Annotated in this window: 14 protein-coding genes and 1 pseudogene; 7 read left to right on the forward strand and 8 right to left on the reverse strand. The window is 65.4% G+C overall.

Annotated features, from left to right (window positions below; all coding sequences use genetic code 11):
• Positions 1 to 34: 34 nt before the first annotated feature.
• Positions 35 to 1,846: an ABC transporter ATP-binding protein gene (locus RX327_RS26790; protein ID WP_317247626.1), complete on the forward strand. Its 1,812-nt coding sequence runs from the start codon at positions 35 to 37 to the stop codon at positions 1,844 to 1,846.
• A 6-nt stretch (positions 1,847 to 1,852) separates the two neighbouring features.
• On the opposite strand, the gene RX327_RS26795 is transcribed toward RX327_RS26790, so the two are convergent.
• Positions 1,853 to 3,028, reverse strand: coding sequence for a dipeptidase (locus RX327_RS26795; protein ID WP_050384623.1), 1,176 nt, complete (start codon positions 3,026 to 3,028; stop codon positions 1,853 to 1,855).
• Between the two features lie 153 nt (positions 3,029 to 3,181).
• Here RX327_RS26795 and RX327_RS26800 point away from each other — a divergent pair, with 153 nt between their 5' ends.
• Positions 3,182 to 3,883, forward strand: coding sequence for a fumarylacetoacetate hydrolase family protein (locus RX327_RS26800; protein WP_317247627.1), 702 nt, complete (start codon positions 3,182 to 3,184; stop codon positions 3,881 to 3,883).
• 68 nt (positions 3,884 to 3,951) lie between these two features.
• On the opposite strand, the gene RX327_RS26805 is transcribed toward RX327_RS26800, so the two are convergent.
• Entirely contained in the window at positions 3,952 to 4,176 is a 225-nt protein-coding gene (locus RX327_RS26805) for a hypothetical protein (protein ID WP_028338306.1), read from the reverse strand.
• 208 nt (positions 4,177 to 4,384) lie between these two features.
• Between RX327_RS26805 and RX327_RS26810 the strand changes: the two genes are divergently transcribed.
• Positions 4,385 to 4,660 (forward strand): hypothetical protein, encoded by a 276-nt coding sequence (locus RX327_RS26810; protein WP_244482024.1) that lies wholly within the window; start codon positions 4,385 to 4,387, stop codon positions 4,658 to 4,660.
• An 89-nt stretch (positions 4,661 to 4,749) separates the two neighbouring features.
• Here RX327_RS26810 and RX327_RS26815 read toward each other — a convergent pair whose 3' ends face one another.
• From RX327_RS26815 to RX327_RS26835, 5 genes and pseudogenes are all read right to left on the reverse strand, one after another.
• Positions 4,750 to 5,124 (reverse strand): SPW repeat protein, encoded by a 375-nt coding sequence (locus tag RX327_RS26815; protein WP_244482022.1) that lies wholly within the window; start codon positions 5,122 to 5,124, stop codon positions 4,750 to 4,752.
• Between the two features lie 22 nt (positions 5,125 to 5,146).
• Positions 5,147 to 6,511 (reverse strand): MFS transporter, encoded by a 1,365-nt coding sequence (locus tag RX327_RS26820; RefSeq protein ID WP_050384619.1) that lies wholly within the window; start codon positions 6,509 to 6,511, stop codon positions 5,147 to 5,149.
• Between the two features lie 269 nt (positions 6,512 to 6,780).
• A complete protein-coding gene (gene ggt, locus RX327_RS26825; protein WP_050384618.1) occupies positions 6,781 to 8,463 on the reverse strand; it encodes a gamma-glutamyltransferase in 1,683 nt (560 codons plus the stop codon).
• A gap of 252 nt (positions 8,464 to 8,715) precedes the next feature.
• Positions 8,716 to 9,987: an NAD-dependent malic enzyme gene (locus RX327_RS26830; protein ID WP_317251333.1), complete on the reverse strand. Its 1,272-nt coding sequence runs from the start codon at positions 9,985 to 9,987 to the stop codon at positions 8,716 to 8,718.
• A 64-nt stretch (positions 9,988 to 10,051) separates the two neighbouring features.
• A pseudogene (locus RX327_RS26835) lies at positions 10,052 to 10,414 on the reverse strand (NAD-dependent malic enzyme); the annotation flags it as partial.
• A gap of 325 nt (positions 10,415 to 10,739) precedes the next feature.
• Here RX327_RS26835 and RX327_RS26840 point away from each other — a divergent pair.
• Positions 10,740 to 10,895 carry a hypothetical protein gene (locus tag RX327_RS26840; protein ID WP_016843659.1) on the forward strand — a complete coding sequence of 52 codons (156 nt, stop codon included), beginning with the start codon at positions 10,740 to 10,742 and terminating at the stop codon, positions 10,893 to 10,895.
• Between the two features lie 90 nt (positions 10,896 to 10,985).
• Here the strand turns inward: RX327_RS26840 and RX327_RS26845 are convergent, their stop codons facing one another.
• Complete coding sequence (locus tag RX327_RS26845) at positions 10,986 to 11,915, reverse strand: aspartyl/asparaginyl beta-hydroxylase domain-containing protein (protein ID WP_317247628.1); 930 nt, start codon at positions 11,913 to 11,915, stop codon at positions 10,986 to 10,988.
• A 352-nt stretch (positions 11,916 to 12,267) separates the two neighbouring features.
• Between RX327_RS26845 and RX327_RS26850 the strand changes: the two genes are divergently transcribed.
• The 3 genes from RX327_RS26850 to RX327_RS26860 are packed head-to-tail and all read left to right on the forward strand — an operon-like array spanning position 12,268 to position 15,960.
• The gene (locus RX327_RS26850; RefSeq protein WP_410712086.1) at positions 12,268 to 13,470 is read left to right on the forward strand and encodes an ABC transporter substrate-binding protein; all 1,203 of its coding nucleotides are present in this window, start codon (positions 12,268 to 12,270) and stop codon (positions 13,468 to 13,470) included.
• Between the two features lie 10 nt (positions 13,471 to 13,480).
• The gene (locus RX327_RS26855; protein WP_317247630.1) at positions 13,481 to 15,199 is read left to right on the forward strand and encodes an FAD-dependent oxidoreductase; all 1,719 of its coding nucleotides are present in this window, start codon (positions 13,481 to 13,483) and stop codon (positions 15,197 to 15,199) included.
• On the forward strand, positions 15,196 to 15,960 hold the full coding sequence (locus RX327_RS26860) for an SDR family NAD(P)-dependent oxidoreductase (protein WP_082190594.1): 765 nt from the start codon (positions 15,196 to 15,198) through the stop codon (positions 15,958 to 15,960). Before RX327_RS26855 ends, RX327_RS26860 begins: the two co-directional genes overlap by 4 nt.
• Positions 15,961 to 15,975 lie beyond the last annotated feature (15 nt).

Here is a 15,975-nt window from a genome sequence, read left to right on the forward strand (position 1 = left end):
ACGGCCGGCGCTGCCCGCCGTCAATGGACACCGGATGGCCCAGTTTCCGAAGAAAATCACCGACGATCCCTACGCGGCAGCGGTCCTGATTCGCCGCCTGGTCACGGAACAGGGGATTACCTATTGGCGGCGCTATCTGACGGCGTTCGCGCTGATGGCCGTTGCGGCCGGCTCGACGGCCGGCGCCACGTATGTGCTCGGCCAGGTCATCAACCAGGCCTATGTCGACAAGAACATCCCGGGCATCGCGATGTTCTCGGGCATCACCGTCGCGTTGCTGTTCATCAAGGGCGTGGCGACCTACGGCCACATGGTGATCCTGACCAAGATCAGTAACGCGATTCTTGCCACCAACCAGCGCCAGCTGTTCGCCAAGCTGATGCGCGAGAGCGTCGGCTTCTTCTCCGAGCGGCATTCGTCCGAGTTCCTGGCCCGGCTGACGGCGGGCGCCAAATCCATCACCGACGTGCTCAACATGCTGGTCAACGCCATCGGGCGCGACCTCCTGATGCTGCTCGCCATGATCGGCGTGATGGTATGGCAGGATCCGCTGATGTCGTTCATCGGCCTCGTCGCGGTGCCGCCGGCAATGCTGGTGCTGCGCAAGCTGGTCAAGCGGATCAAGGGCCTCGCCTTCAACCAGTTCACCGGCACCGCCGACATCATGGAGACGATGCAGGAATCGCTGCAAGGCATCCGCACCGTCAAGGCGTTCACGCTCGAAGAGACCATGCAGAAGCGGATCGACGAGAACATCGCGGTCGTCGAGCGCAACGCCAACAAGATGGCCCGCGTCGCCAACCGCTCCAACCCGCTGATGGAGATGCTCGGCGGCTTCGCGGTCGCCGGCTGCCTGATGTACGGCGGCTATGCCGTGGTCGCGCTCAACGCCACGCCCGGCGCGTTCTTCTCCTTCATGACCGCGTTCCTGATGGCGACCGAGCCGGCCAAGCGGCTGGCGCGGCTCAACATCGACCTCAACAGCCAGCTGGTCGGCGCGCGCATGCTGCTCGAAGTCGTCGACAGCCCGGCGAGTGAGCAGTCCGACGACGACAAGCCGTCGCTGAAGCTGTCAGATGCCCGCATCGAGCTGCGCGACGTCAGCTTCTCCTATCGCGACGGCGAGACCGTGCTCAACCGCATGAGCTTCACGGCCGAGCCCGGCAAGGTCACCGCGCTGGTCGGTCCCTCAGGCGGCGGCAAGTCGACCGTGCTGGCCTTGCTGCTTCGCTTCTACGAGACGCGCGAGGGCGACATCCTGATCGACGGACAGCCGATCTCGTCAGTGTCGCGCAAATCGCTGCGGGCACAGACCGCCTATGTCGGCCAGGACGTCTATCTGTTCCGCGACACCATCCGCAGCAACATCGCCTTCGGCCGGCCGGGCGCGAGCGAGGACGAGATCGTCGACGCCGCCAAGGCCGCCTGCGCGCATGATTTCATCATGGGCTTCCCGCTCGGCTACGACACGCCGGTCGGCGAGCACGGCACGCAGCTCTCCGGCGGCCAGCGCCAGCGCATCGCGGTGGCGCGCGCGCTGATCAAGAACGCGCCGATCATCCTGTTGGACGAAGCCACCGCCGCGCTCGATTCCGAATCTGAGCGGCAGGTACAGGAGGCGATCGAGCATCTCTGCCGAAACCGTACCACCATCGTGATCGCCCACCGCCTGCACACCATCATGCACGCCGACGCCATCCTGGTGGTCGAGGGCGGCGAGATCGTCGAGCAGGGCCGGCATGACGAGCTGCTCCGGCGCGGCGGGCGCTATGCCTCGTTCTTCCGGTTGCAGCACCACCACGACCCGTCGCCGCTGGCGCTGGCGCCGATCAGCGCCACCGGCTAGGGCCTGTCATCCCCTCGGGGCAATGCCTGCGCGCAGCACGCGCAGGACATTGCCGCCCATGACCTTGCGGATGTCGTCCTCCGAGAACCCGCGCGACATCAGCGCCTGGGTCACGGCGACGATCTCGCTGGCATCGAAGCCCGTCGTGGTCGAGCCGTCGAAATCGGAGCCGAGGCCGACATGGTCGATCCCGACCAGGTCGCGCACATGGGCGATCGCCCGCGCGACGTCCTTCGGATCGAGCGAGCAGACCGCGCCTTGCCAGAAACCGATGCCGACCACGCCGCCGGTCCGCGCGACACCCCGGACTTCGTCGTCGGTGAGGTTGCGGTTGACCTTGCACGTCGCCTGAACGCCGCCGTGGCTCGACACCACCGGGCGCGTCGCCATCGCCAGCACCTCGGCGACCGCCGCGTGGCTCGCATGCGCGAGGTCGACGATCATGCCCATCGCCTCCATCCGCTGCACCACCTGCCGGCCGAGCGGCGTCAGCCCGCCCCTTGCGACGCCGTGCATCGAGCCGGCGACATCATTGTCGAAGAAATGCGCGAGACCGGCCATTCTGAATCCGGCGCCGTAGAGCACGTCGAGATTGGCGATATTGCCCTCGATATCCTGCAAACCCTCGATCGACAGCATGCCGCCAACCACCGTCGCACCGCTCTTGCGGTCGGCGAGCAGGCGGTCGAGGTCGGCCGGGGTTGCGATCAGGCGCAGCCGCCCGGCGGAGTGTTCGGCGAAGCTCCGCAGTTTCTCGGCATGCCACAGCGAGCGCTGCAGCAACGAGAACCACGTCCGCGGCGGCTGCAGATCGATGATGGCGAGGTTCGTGATGGTGTCGGTATCGGCACCGTTGGCATCATAGTTCTGGCCCTTGGGCGACTTGGTGACCGACGAGAACACCTGTAGCGCGTAGTGCCCCTCGATCAGGCGCGGCAGATCGATATGGCCGCGATCGGATCGCGCGATCAGGTCGCGCTTCCACAACAGGCTGTCCGCATGCATGTCCGCCACGTCGAGCGTCGCCTGCAAGTCCCTTGCGGCGGGCGTGATATCCAGCGCCACGTGCTGGACCCTGTTCTGCGCCCGGTCGATCCGCTCCGGGACGACCGTGAAAAACCAAACGGCGGCGATCAGGGCCACAACGATCAGCCCCAGGCCGATCGAAAGCCATTTCCTCATGGGCAGCACCGCCTTTGTCGACCAAAGGCGGTCGCGCTCGGCGGAAAACTGGCCTCACCTCTGCGCCGGATGCAGCCGCGGCCACTAGCCCTGAGCGGCGTAAGCGCGTAAATACCGCCCGCGCTCCCTCCTTCAACCCTCCGGGACCGCTTCATGAACGCCGCCTCCTACGTCATCCCGCTTCCGCCCCAGGCTTCGCTTCCCGTCGTCGGCGAGAGTGGCCGTTATCCGGTGCGCCGCATCTGGTGCGTCGGCCGCAACTATCTCGAGCACATCCGCGAAATGGGCAATGACGAGCGCGCCCCGCCGTTCTTCTTCGCCAAGCACGCCGACATGCTGGTGCCCGATGGCGCCACCATTCCCTATCCGCCGCTGACCAAGGACCTGCATCACGAGGTCGAACTGATCGTCGCGATGAAGAGCGGCGGCCTCAACATCCCCGCCGACAAGGCGCTGGACCACGTTTACGGCTACGCCGTCGGCATCGATCTCACCCGCCGCGATCTCCAGATCGCCTCGCGCAAGAAGGAGCGTCCCTGGGAGATCGGCAAGTCGTTCGACTATTCCGCGCCCTGCTCCGCGATTCAGCCGGCCTCGAAAATCGGCCATCCTTCCAAGGGCAAGATCTGGCTGACGGTCAACGGCAAGGAAGCGCAGAAGGGCGACCTCACCGAGCTGATCTGGAACGTGCCCGAAATCATCTGGCAACTCTCGCAGCAGGTGAAGCTCGCCGCCGGCGACATCATCATGACCGGCACGCCCGCCGGCGTGTCGCAGCTCCAACCCGGCGACAAGCTCGAATGCGGCGTCGACGGTGTCGGCAAGCTCGCGGTGACGATCGGCAAGCCGGAATAACCGCCTCGGGAGACGAGGCAAGGCCCAAAGCCCCGGACCTCAGGTCCGGGGCTTTTTGCTGTGCGCGGTCAGCGCATCGTGCCGGGCATGCAGGGCGGCTCGGTGAAGGGAGCGGTCGCGAACGATCCAACCTTCGGCGCGCGCACGCAATCGGTGGTCTTGCTGCTGACCGTCGTTGTCGTCATCGAAGCATTGGCGCGCCGCACCGCAGCGTTGTTGCCGGCGGCGGACACCTGGGCCGAATAGGCGGCTGCCGCAATCAGCGCAAGCGCTGCGAGGGTCAATCTGGTCATGGGATTTCTCCGTACGGTGGGTGAAGCCGACCTAGCTCGGCTCCTGTGATCAAGGACCGCGAGTGCCCGGAAATTATTTCATCACGCGCGATCACCGCGCCGCGAGCGCCCGATCACATCGGATGGAGCGAGGAATACCGGAACGACCGAGGCACTCCATGTCATCAAGGCCGCGCGCAAACGCGGCGATGACGGCATGGAGACTTTCATGATCGATCTTCGACAACCCGGCGTACGACTGGGCTTGGCTGCGATTATGTCCGCGGCAATGGCGACCGCTTGCTTTGCACAGGCGGCGGCGGTCCAGCAGCCCCGCGCCTACGCGTCAAACGAAACCGCGAGCAGGCCGTGGTCGGCGCCGGTCGGCCATCGCCAGCCGCGCGCCGCCGATATTCCGGCGACGACATCGACATCGCAGCAGGTCATCGATCAGGAGGACGCGATCGTCGACCGCAAGATCAAGGGGATTTGCCGCGGCTGCTAGAGCATGATCCTGAAAAGCGCGAAGCGGTTTTCCGAGAAGACCATGCTCAAAGACGAAGAGCCACACCTCGGTCTCTCCGGCGGCGGAGCTTACTGCCTTTCGGCAGCCTGCGGCGTATCCGGGCCGAAATGCGTCTTCTCGTATTCGAGCCATAGCTCGAGCAGCGCCATGAACGCCACCACCGCGCCTGCGGCGATGGCAAAATGCATCGCGCGGGTATGCGCGAAGCCGAGCAGCCAGGGCGAGACGATCAGCCAGCACCCGACGACCAGGTTGATCCATTCTTCCCAGATCGAGAACGCGACGATCGCCGCCAGCGACATGATCGCGATCGCCGCGCCGCTGATCCTGAGATCGATCGCCGCGGTCGGATTGGCCTGCACGAACAGCCACGGCGCAGCAAGCAGGAAGATCGCGGCGACGAGGTTATAGAGATCGAGCGCCGATTCTTTTCGCCATTTCATCATCTGCTGCTCCATTGCTGCCTCAAGCCAGACGTTCGTGCGCGCCGGCCGCATTGATGTCCTTGCCGGTGAAGTCGGTCATCAGCGCGGTCGCGACCAGCGTGATGACGGCGCAGATGGCGATGTAGATCGCGATCGCGACCCACGAATGATAGGTGCCGAACAGCCACGCCGCGATCAGCGGCGCCGGACCGCCGGCGATGACGGATGCGAGCTGATAGCCGAGCGAGGCGCCGCTGTAGCGCAAGCGCCCGGTAAAGCTTTCGGCGATCAGCGCAGCCTGCGGCCCGTACTGCATATCGTGCGGAATGAGCGAGAGAATGATCGCGAGGAGGATGATCGACGCCGAGCCGGTATTGAGCATCGCGAAGTAGATGAAGCCGAAGATGCCGGTCACCAACGCGCCGATCATGTACATGTTCTTGCGGCCGATCTGGTCGGACAGGTGCCCGAACACCGGGATCGAGACAAACGACAGCACCGAGGCCGCGAGCACCGCAGTGAGCAGGAAATCGCGCGAGACGTGCAGCGTGCCGGTGCCGTAGGAGAACACGAAGGCGGTGAAGATGTAGAACGGCGCCTGCTCGGACATCCGCGCGAAGGCGGACAGCAGGATCTCCTTCGGATGGTCCCGGATCACCGTCAGCATCGGCGTGCGGTCGAGCTGACGCTCGGCCAGCAGCTTGCTGAACACAGGCGTTTCCAGAATGCCGAGCCGGATGTAGAGGCCGACGCCGACCAGGACGATGCTGAGCGCGAACGGAACGCGCCAGCCCCACGAAAGGAACTGGTCGCCCGACATCTGGCTGAAGGCCAGCACAGCGAGATTGGCGAGGAACAGCCCGCAGGGCACGCCGAATTGCGGCCATGACGCGATCAGGCCGCGGGAGCGATCGTTGCGAGCCCATTCCATCGACATCAGCACCGAGCCACCCCATTCGCCGCCGACGCCGACGCCCTGGATGAAGCGCAGCACGGTCAGGATCACCGCGCCCCAGATGCCGATGCTGGAATAGGTCGGCACCAATGCGACCGCAGCGGTGGCAAGGCCCATCAACAGCAGCGTCGCGATCAGCGTCGACTTGCGGCCGATTCGGTCGCCATAGTGCCCGAAGATCGCAGCCCCGATCGGCCGCGCGACGAAGCCGACCGCATAGATGGCGAAGGCTTCCAGCGTGCCGACCCAGGGATCGGAATGCGGAAAGAACAGTTTTGCGAAAACCAGGCCGGTGACGGTGCTGTAGAGAAAGAAGTCATACCACTCGATCGCGGTCCCGACGGTGGAGGCGATCACCGCACGGCGCATCTGCAGCTGATGCTCGGATGGTGTGAGCTGGTTGGCGTCGAGGCCGGGGGGTCGACGAAGCGTTGAGCCAAATGTTGCCATGGGGGTGTCTCCCTCGCAGGCCCCCGGACGGATATTGACTGTGGTTCGTTTGAGTACGAACGATAACGCGCCCCGGAAAGTTCCACCGGAACGGACCGTCGAGGCTTGAACTTTAGTCGGCCTTCAGTCGGCCATGGCGAGCGACAGATCGCAACGCGTCGAGGGCGTCGTCCGCCACCGCTCGCCCACCGGGGGACCATGCTTCGCAGATGGCTGCCGGATGCGCCCGGCAGTCGCCGCGCGGCTCCGTCAATCTGCCGCGCTTCGTTTCATGACAACCCGAGCGCCCGTCCGTCGCTGCGCGGATCATGCGCCCCGGTGATGCTTCCGTCAGCGTCGATCCGGATCGCACCCGGATGTCCCGCGAGCGGGCTCTGGGCTGGTATCGGACTTATCTCGTGGCCGCGCTCGGCGAGCGCCTTGAAGACCGCTTCACCGGCATCCTTCTCCAGCTTCAGGCTGTCGCGCGCATCGGAGAACGTTTTGCCGAGCAGGAAGCGCGGCCGCGCCAGCGCGGTGAGCGGATCCATGTTGTAGTCGATCAGCCTGGTCAGCACCGCCGCGAGCGTCTGCGGCTGGCCGTCGGCTCCCTGCGTGCCGTACAGCAGATGCGGCCGTCCGCCCTTGAGATAGATTCCCGGATTGAGCGTGTGGAACGGCCGCTTGCCCGGCTTGAGGCAGTTGGGGCTGGCCGGGTCGAGGTTGAACGACGCACCGCGGTTGTGCCAGATGATGCCGGTGTCGCCGGCCACCGTGCCGCTTCCCCAATCGTAGTAGACGGTTTGCAGCATGCTGACGCAATTGCCGTCCCGGTCGGTCGCGGCGAGATAAACCGTGTCGCCCTTCTGGAACACGTGAGGCCATGGCATCGCCCTCGCCACGTTAATCGCCTTCGCGCGCGCGTCGAGGTAGCTCGCCGAGAGCAGCTGATTGACCGGGACGTCGACGAATTCCGGATCGCCGATGTAGCGGCTGCGGTCGATGAAGGCCTGCTTCACCGCTTCGACCAGGAGGTGATAGTAGTCCACGCTCCCTTCCGGATATTTTGCGAGCTCGAAGCGGTCGAGGATGCCCATGATCTCGAGCGTCGTGAGACCCTGCGTCGGCGGGCGCAGCCCGAGCAGCTCGCCGCCGCGATAGCCGACGCGCAACGGCGTCTCGTCGCGAGCGCGGCAGCGCGCCAGATCGTCGGCGGTCAGCGGCGAGCCGATCTGCTTCAGTCCGGCCGCAATGCGCGCGGCGAGCTTTCCTTCATAGAAATCGCGCCCGCCATTCGCCGCCAGCATCTCCAGCGATTTCGCGAGCTCGGCCTGGACCAGCGGCTCGCCGATTTCAGGCATCCGGCCGGCGGGCATGAAGATGCGCTGGATGTCGGGCCAGTCCTTCAGGTTCTTCGCTTCCATGTCCTGCCAGAAGCGCTGCGACGGCGTGACCGGGAAGCCCTTGCCGGCGTATTCGATCGGGCGCTCGAACAGCGACGCCCAGCTCTGCTTTCCGGCCCAGGACTTGCGGCTGAAATCGAACGCCTGGTCCCAGACGTCGACGGTCGTGGCCGCGGTCAGCGCCGACCCCGGCCCCCGGATCGGGACCGAGCCGCTGTAGTTCGGCAGGTTGAGCGCGGCCTGACCTGCGCCGGACAGCGTCCGGACATTTCCCTTGCGGTCACTGATCACCATGAAGCTGTCGCCGCCGAGGCCGCTGAAATGCGGATAGGTCACGCACAGCGTGGCACCGATGGCAATGACCGCCTCGATCGCATTGCCGCCCTTGCGCAGCACCTCGAGTCCCGCCTGCGTGGCGAGCTCGTGCGGGCTCGTCACCATGCCGGTCTTCGATCGCGCCAGCGCGCCCGTGTTGTCGAGGGCCCAGAGCGGTCGCGGCGCCGCCGCGGCGACCGCCGTGAGCATGGACCCGACCAGCAACTCCCTGCGCGACATGCCAAGATTGGCCATTCGACTTCCCTCCCCGTTTCCTCGTTGTGTCGATGTTGTGCGATCGCGGGCTGCGGACACCGCGACGTCCAAATCCCCGAAGGACCGCCACTGGCATTTGGCATGCCAAGATTGAAGAAAATTCTTACTTCGGTCAAGCCCGTTGAGAAGGCGCAAGCGAGGTCGAGCCCACCCTCACCCGATCATGATGGTCATAAAATCGATGCGGGGCCGCGCGCGGCCCGGAGGATCGCGCCGCCGACGCGCCGAGCTCTAAGCCCGATCGCTGCGGCGGTACGGCACGTAGCGCGGCGTCCAGACCTTGGCGTGAATCCGCGCCTCGACCTGGTCGATCGGAACGTCCCTCGCCAATCCCTCCTTGTGCGCCTGCAGCGCGACCGCAAGCGCCACCGTCTGCGAGACCTCGCGCAACGCGCTGACCGGCGGCAGCAGATTGTGCTTCGGGTTGTCGCGCGCCGGCGAGACGCTGGCCAGCGCCTTGGCGGCCGCCATGAACATGCCGTCGCTGACCCGGCTGGCACCGACCGCGAGCGCGCCGACGCCGACACCCGGGAAGATGTACGAGTTGTTGGTCTGGTCGACCTTGAAGCGCGCGCCGTTGCGCATGATCGGCGGGAACGGGCTGCCGACGCCGATCAGCGCCCGCCCCTCGGTCCACGCCTCGATATCGACCGGCGTCGCCTCCTCGCGCGAGGTCGGGTTGGACAGCGGAAAGATTACCGGCCGCTTGTTGCATTCGGCCATCGCGCGGACGATCGGCTCGGAGAACGCGCCGGCCTGGCCGGAAACGCCGATCAGCACGGTCGGCCTGGCATTGCGCACGACGTCGAGCAGCGCGATCTTGTCGGGATGGCTGAGCTGCCAGCCTGCGATCGCCTGCCTGTCCTGCACGAACGGAAGCTGGAACGGGGCGAGCCCGCTCATACCCTCGAGCAGCAGCCCGTCGCGGTCGACCATGAAGAAGCGCTTCGCCGCCTCGCTCTCCGACAGGCCGGCATCGACCATCGCGGCGCGGATCAGGCTGGCGATGCCGCAGCCGGCCGAGCCTGCGCCGAGCACGGCGACGCGCTGCTCGGTGAGCGGCACGCCGGTGACGTTGATCGCGGAAAGCAAGGCGCCGGTCGCCACCGCCGCGGTGCCCTGAATGTCGTCATTGAAGGTCAGGAGCCGGTCGCGATAGCGCTCGAGCATGCGCGTCGCATTGTTCTTGGCGAAATCCTCCCACTGCAGCAGGACGCGCGGCCAGCGCTTCACCACCGCCGCGACGAACGCCTCAATGAAGTCGTCATAGGCCTGGCCGCGGACGCGCTCGTTGCGCCAGCCAACATAGAGCGGATCGGCCAGGCAATCGGGATTGTCGGTGCCGACGTCGAGCATGATCGGTAGCGTCGTTGCCGGATGCAGGCCACCGCAGCCGGAATAGAGCGAGAGCTTGCCGACCGGAATGCCCATGCCGTTGGCACCGAGATCGCCGAGGCCGAGGATGCGCTCGCCGTCGGTGACGACGATCAGCCTCGACGTGATCGAAGCGCGGATGGGCGAAAATGCGGTCGATCCGGTGCTGATGCGGGATGCTGAGGAATAGCCCGCGCGGCTTGCGGAACAGCCGACTGAATTTTTGGCAGCCCTCGCCGACGGTCGGCGTGTAGACGATCGGCAACAGCTCTTCCAGGTTGCCGACCAGGAGCGCGTAGAACAGCGTCTCGTTGGTGTCCTGCAGCTCGCGCAGAAAGGCATAGCGCTCGATGTCGGTCTCAAAGCCGCGCAGCGCCTCGAGGCGGCGCGAGACCTGCTCGTCCAGCGTCAGGATATTGGGCGGCAACAGGCCGTGCAGGTCGAACGCCTCGCGCTCGGCCTCGGAGAACGCCGTGCCCTTGTTCAGCTGCGGATCGGCCAGCAGCTCGTAGCCGCTCAGCGCAGTGGTCGCAAAAGCTCCTGATGACTCCGACATGGCAAGATCCCCTCAATGCGAAACGCCAGAAGGGACGTTATCACGCCCATGTAACGGATCGGAGCGCGAAGGCGCGCCGCCGCGCAAAGTTGAACGGCCCCGACGCTGCGGCTGCACCTGCGGACCGACGCCAACATACCTTGGTATAGCCCGCCTGATTCCTTGTGATGGCCCGTGCTTACGCCCGTACAGTTGAGCGATGGCGAGAGATTTTTACATTCGCGTCTACTCCAACGTGATCAGGATCACTGCTCCGAGCCGTCAATCACAAGACTGTCACGCGTAGCAGGTGTCGACTGGAACGCGGGTTTCGAGGACCACTCAGATGATCGTCAACATTCAGAAGCTGAACGGCCTGTGGCACCTTATCGTCGGGTCGTGCAAGATCCGAACTCCGTTCCTGGAGACCCAGGACCGGGAGTGGGTCGTCGCCTACGCCAGGCGAATCTACCCCGGCGCCAAGGTTTTCGAGCGCGACTGACGCTGTTGCGCCTCACAGCTCTCGTCCCAGACAAAAAGCCCCGGAGCATGCTCCGGGGCTTTTGCTTTCAACGCGGCAACGCCGCTGCGATCAGTGCAGCGCGGACCACACGATGAGGCCGAGGATCAGCGCCGTCAGCGAGTATTTCAGCGTGTAGTAGACGTTGCGGTTCCACTCCTTGACCTTGCGGCTGGCGAGATGGATCTCGTAGAGCTTGCCGAACATCTTGTTGAGCACGCCGACATTCTCGCCGTCGACGTTCTGGGTCGCCGACGCCTTGACGATGTGATGGCTGACCCAGCGGTTGATCGCGGTCATGAAGCCGTACTTCATCGGACGCTCGACGTCGCAGAACAGGATGATGCGGTTGACGTCGGTCGCATTCTCGGCGCTGTGGATGAAGGTCTCGTCGAACATGAAGGCCTCGCCATCGCGCCAGACGCATTCGACGCCGTCGACGATAATCCGACACTTGTTCGAGTTCGGGGTGACCAAGCCGAGATGGTAGCGCAGCGAGCCCGCGAAGGGATCGCGGTGGGCACCGAGCCTGCCGCCCGGGGGCAGCATTGCGAACATCGCGCCGTGCACGCTCGGGATCGCGTTCAGGAGCTCTACCGTCTTCGGGCACAGCGTGCGTGCCGAGGGCAGGAAGTCGTCGTACCATTTCAGGTAAAACCGCTTCCAGCCGCTCTTGAAGAACGAGTAGAAGCCCCAATCGTTGTTCTTCGCGGCGGCGCGAATGAAACCTTCGTCGAACAGGCGCACCGCCTCGTCGCGGATGGTCTCCCAATTCTCGGAGAGCTTCTTCAGCTCGGGAAACTGATCGACCGAGATCACCGGCTTGTTTGGCACGGCCGAGCCGGCGTACATCAGCACGTTGTAGGGCGCGAGATAGGTCGAGTGATCGCCGAGCTGGCGCGCGAAGCGCAGCCGCTGCTTGCCGCGGAAGTGAACGTAGAGCGTAGAGGCCACCAGCACGTAGAGAATAACGAGCTGCGGCGCGAAGAGCTGTCTCAACATGATCCGTCTATGATCGCTGTCCGCCGACGCTCTTCATGCCCCGCCCCGGAGGAGCCTTGCCCTTCACGGGTGGCCCAGTCCGGGCGGCGAAACGCGTCGGCGTCCGCGAAAATTCCCCTGTTTCATAGTGACTTGGCACTGCGGCGCGGTCTGGCAAATGAGCCGGAATCGTTGCCGCGGTGCCGTCCCGGACGAGCCATGTAAGCGTTCGCTCACCAAATGTGAAGCATCGCGCCGCACGGGCGCCAACTTTGTGACACTATTCACACATCTAATTCGCCATTGACAAACTGATTATACAATTCCTAATCCTGAGTGACCCGCCGAAGAGCGCGGACGCCCAAAGGGAGGAATGATGAGACAGTTTCTGGCGGCAGCCATTGTCGCGGCGATGACCACGGCCGCTCACGCCCAGGTTTCCGACGACGTGGTGCGGATCGGCGTGCTGACGGATCTGTCCAGCTGGGGCCGGGACAATAGCGGGCCGGGCTCGGTGGAAGCCGCGAAGATGGCGGTGGAGGAGTTCGGGCCGACCGTGCTCGGCAAGCCGATCGAGGTCATCGGCGCCGACCATCAGATGAAGACCGACGTCGGCGTGCAGATCGTGCGCGGCTGGTTCGACAACGGCAAGGTCGACGCCGTCGTCGACATCCCCAATTCCGGCATCGCGATCGCCGTGCACAACATGGTGCGCGAGCGGGGCAAGATCGCGCTGCTGTCCGGTCCCGGCGCGAGCTCGCTGACGGACGAGCTGTGCAGCCCGAACACCGTGCACTTCACTTATGACACCTACGCGCTGTCGAAGGTGACGGCCTCGGCCGTCATCAAGGAAGGCGGCAAGTCCTGGTACTTCATCACCGCCGACTACGCTTTCGGCCAGCAGCTCGAGAAGGACGCCACCCGCTTCATCAACGAGATGGGCGGCAAGGTGCTCGGCGGCGTGAAGCATCCGACCAACACCGCCGACTTCTCCTCCTTCGCGCTCCAGGCGCAGAGCTCGAAATCCGACGTGGTCGCCTTCGCCAATGCCGGCCAGGACACCGACAACGCCATCAAGCAGTCCGGCGAGTTCGGCCTGGTCCAGGGCGGCCAGAAGCTGGTCGGCCTCCTGATGTTCGACACCGATGTGCACGCGATCGGCCTGAAGGCCGCGCAGGGCACCTACATGACCACGGCTTCCTACTGGAACATGGACGAGGCCACGCGCGCCTGGTCGAAGAAGTTCTACGAGCGCACCAAGGTGATGCCGACCATGATCCAGACCGGCGTTTACGGGTCGGTGCTGCATTATCTCAAGGCCATCAAGGCCGCCGGCACCGACGATTCCGCCAAGGTGATGGCCAGGATGCGCGAGCTGCCGATCGAGGATATCTTCGTTCACGGCGGCAAATTGCGCGAGGACGGCCGCGTCATCCGCGACATGTATCTCGCCAAGGTGAAGACGCCCGAGCAATCGAAGGAGCCGTGGGACTATCTGGATATCGTCAAGACCGTGAAGGGCGAGGACGCCTTTCGTCCGGTCTCCGAGTCGAAGTGTCCGCTGCTCAAGAAATAGGATCGATCGCGTGGCCAACGAAGAAGCTTATGATTGCGACGCGCTGGTCGTCGGCTCCGGCTGCGCCGGGCTGTCGGCGGCGGTCACCGCCGGCCATCACGGCCTCAAGGTCCTGGTCGTCGAGAAGGAGCCGCGCTTCGGCGGCACCACCGCGCGCTCCGGCGGCTGGCTCTGGATTCCCGGGACGTCGCTGGCGAAGGCCTACGGCATCGAGGAGACGCCGGAACAGGCCCGCACCTATTTGCGCCACGAGGCCGGCAACAATTACGACGCCGCGCGGGTCGATGCCTTCCTGAGCGCCGGCCCCGAGGCGGTCGATTTCTTCACGACCAGGACCGCGTTGCGCTTCGACATGCCGCTGGTGTTTCCGGATTATCACGCGGAGGCGCCCGGCGGCGCCCAGGGCGGCCGCTCCATGGTGACGCGGCCGTTCGACGGGCGCGAGCTCGGTGATCAGATCAAGACGCTGGGCATGCCGCTGCCCGAGCTGACCGTGTTCGGCATGATGCTTGGCTCCGGCAAGGAGATCATCCATTTCATGCGGGTGACGAAGTCGCTGACCTCCGCGGTCTACGTCGCCAAGCGCCTGTCGAAACACGCCATCGATGTGATCCGCAACGGCCGCGGCATGACGCTGACCAACGGCAACGCGCTCGCCGGCCGGCTGGCGAAATCCGCCTTCGACCTCAAGATCCCGCTCTGGCTCAACTCGCCGGTACGCGAATTGATCGTCGAGAACGGCACGGTGCGCGGCGCGGTCGTCGTGCGTGAAGGGCGCGCGATCCGCGTCAACGCCAAGCGTGGCGTGGTGCTCGCCTGCGGCGGTTTTCCGCATGACGTCGCGCGACGACAGAAGATGTTCCCGCACGCCCCGACCGGAAAAGAGCATTATTCGCCGGGCCCGACCGGCAACACCGGCGATGGCCTGCGCCTTGCGGAATCCGCCGGCGGCCGCGTCGACGACTCGCTGCCAAACGCGGCAGCCTGGGTGCCGGTGTCGCTGACCACGCGCAAGGACGGATCGAAGGGCGTGATGCCGCATTTCATCGATCGCGCCAAGCCCGGCGTGATCGCGGTGATGGGCGACGGCAAGCGCTTTGCCAATGAAGGCAATTCCTATCACGACTTCGTCCAGGCCATGGTCAAGGCGGCCAAGCCGGGCGAGGAGATCGCCGCGTTCCTCGTCTGCGACCACAAGACGTTGCGCAAATACGGCCTTGGCTGCGTGCCGCCGCGCCCGATGCCGCTCGGCCATCATCTGAAGACCGGCTATCTCAAGCGCGGCGCGACTCTGGCGGAGCTCGCCGCGCAGGCCGGCATCGACGCCAAGGCGCTCGAGGCGACCGTCGCGGAGTTCAACACCACCGCTGCGGAGGGCCGCGATGCCGCCTTCGGCAAGGGCTCGAAAGCCTATAACCGCTACCAGGGCGATGCACTGCACGGCCCGAATCCCTGCGTCGCGCCGATCGAGGACGGACCGTTCTACGCTATCAAGATGGTGATCGGCGATCTCGGCACCTATGCCGGCATCGTCACCGACGAGAACGCGCGGGCGCTCGACGCCGAGGGCCGGGTGATTCCCGGCCTTTATGCCGCCGGCAACGACATGGCGAGCATCATGGGCGGCAATTATCCAGGCGCCGGCATCACGCTTGGGCCGGCGCTGACCTTCGGCTACATTGCGGGCAAGCACATTGCCGGCGTGGCGGCGGAAAGAAGCGCGGCATGAGCGCGATGGCGACCCTGCTCGCCGGCAAGCGCGCGCTGGTGACCGGCGCTGCGCACGGCAACGGTCGCGCCATCGCACTTGGCCTCGCGGCGCATGGCGCGGACGTTGTTGTGACCGACATCGATCGCGCCGGCGCCGAGCAGACCGCGGCCGACATTGGCCAGCGCGGCCGCGCGGCGTGGCCGTTCGAGCTCGATGTCACCGATGCGGCGGCGTGCTCTGCGCTGGCGCAGCGTGCGGCGCGTGAGGTCGGGCCGATCGCGATCCTGGTCAACAATGCCGGCATCATCATCCGTGAGGGCATCGACTCGCCCCGTGCAGGCGAGAATTGGCGGAGGGTGCTCGACGTCAACCTGACCGGCACGTTCAACGTCACCCACGCCTTCCTGCCGGCATTGCGCGAGACGCGCGGCGCGATCATCAATCTCGGCTCGATCGCGTCCTTCCTCGGCGTTGCCGATACGCTGGGCTATGCGCCGTCCAAGGGGGGCGTCAAGCTCCTCACCCAGGCGCTCGCCCGCGAGCTTGCCGCCGACGGCATTCGCGTCAATGCGATCGCGCCCGGCGTGATCGAAACGGCGATGACCGAAGCGACCCGCAACGACCCTGCCCGGCTCGCCGGATTTCTCGGCCGCACGCCGCTCGGCCGCGTCGGGCAGCCGGAGGAGCTGGTCGGCCCGGTGGTGTTCCTCGCATCGGAGCTGGCATCTTATGTGAACGGCGTGACCATGCCGGTCGACGGAGGGTTTCTCGCCGTATAAGCACATTGTGGGAGC

It is taken from the genome of Bradyrhizobium sp. BEA-2-5, from assembly GCF_032918025.1.
GTDB lineage: Bacteria > Pseudomonadota > Alphaproteobacteria > Rhizobiales > Xanthobacteraceae > Bradyrhizobium > Bradyrhizobium pachyrhizi.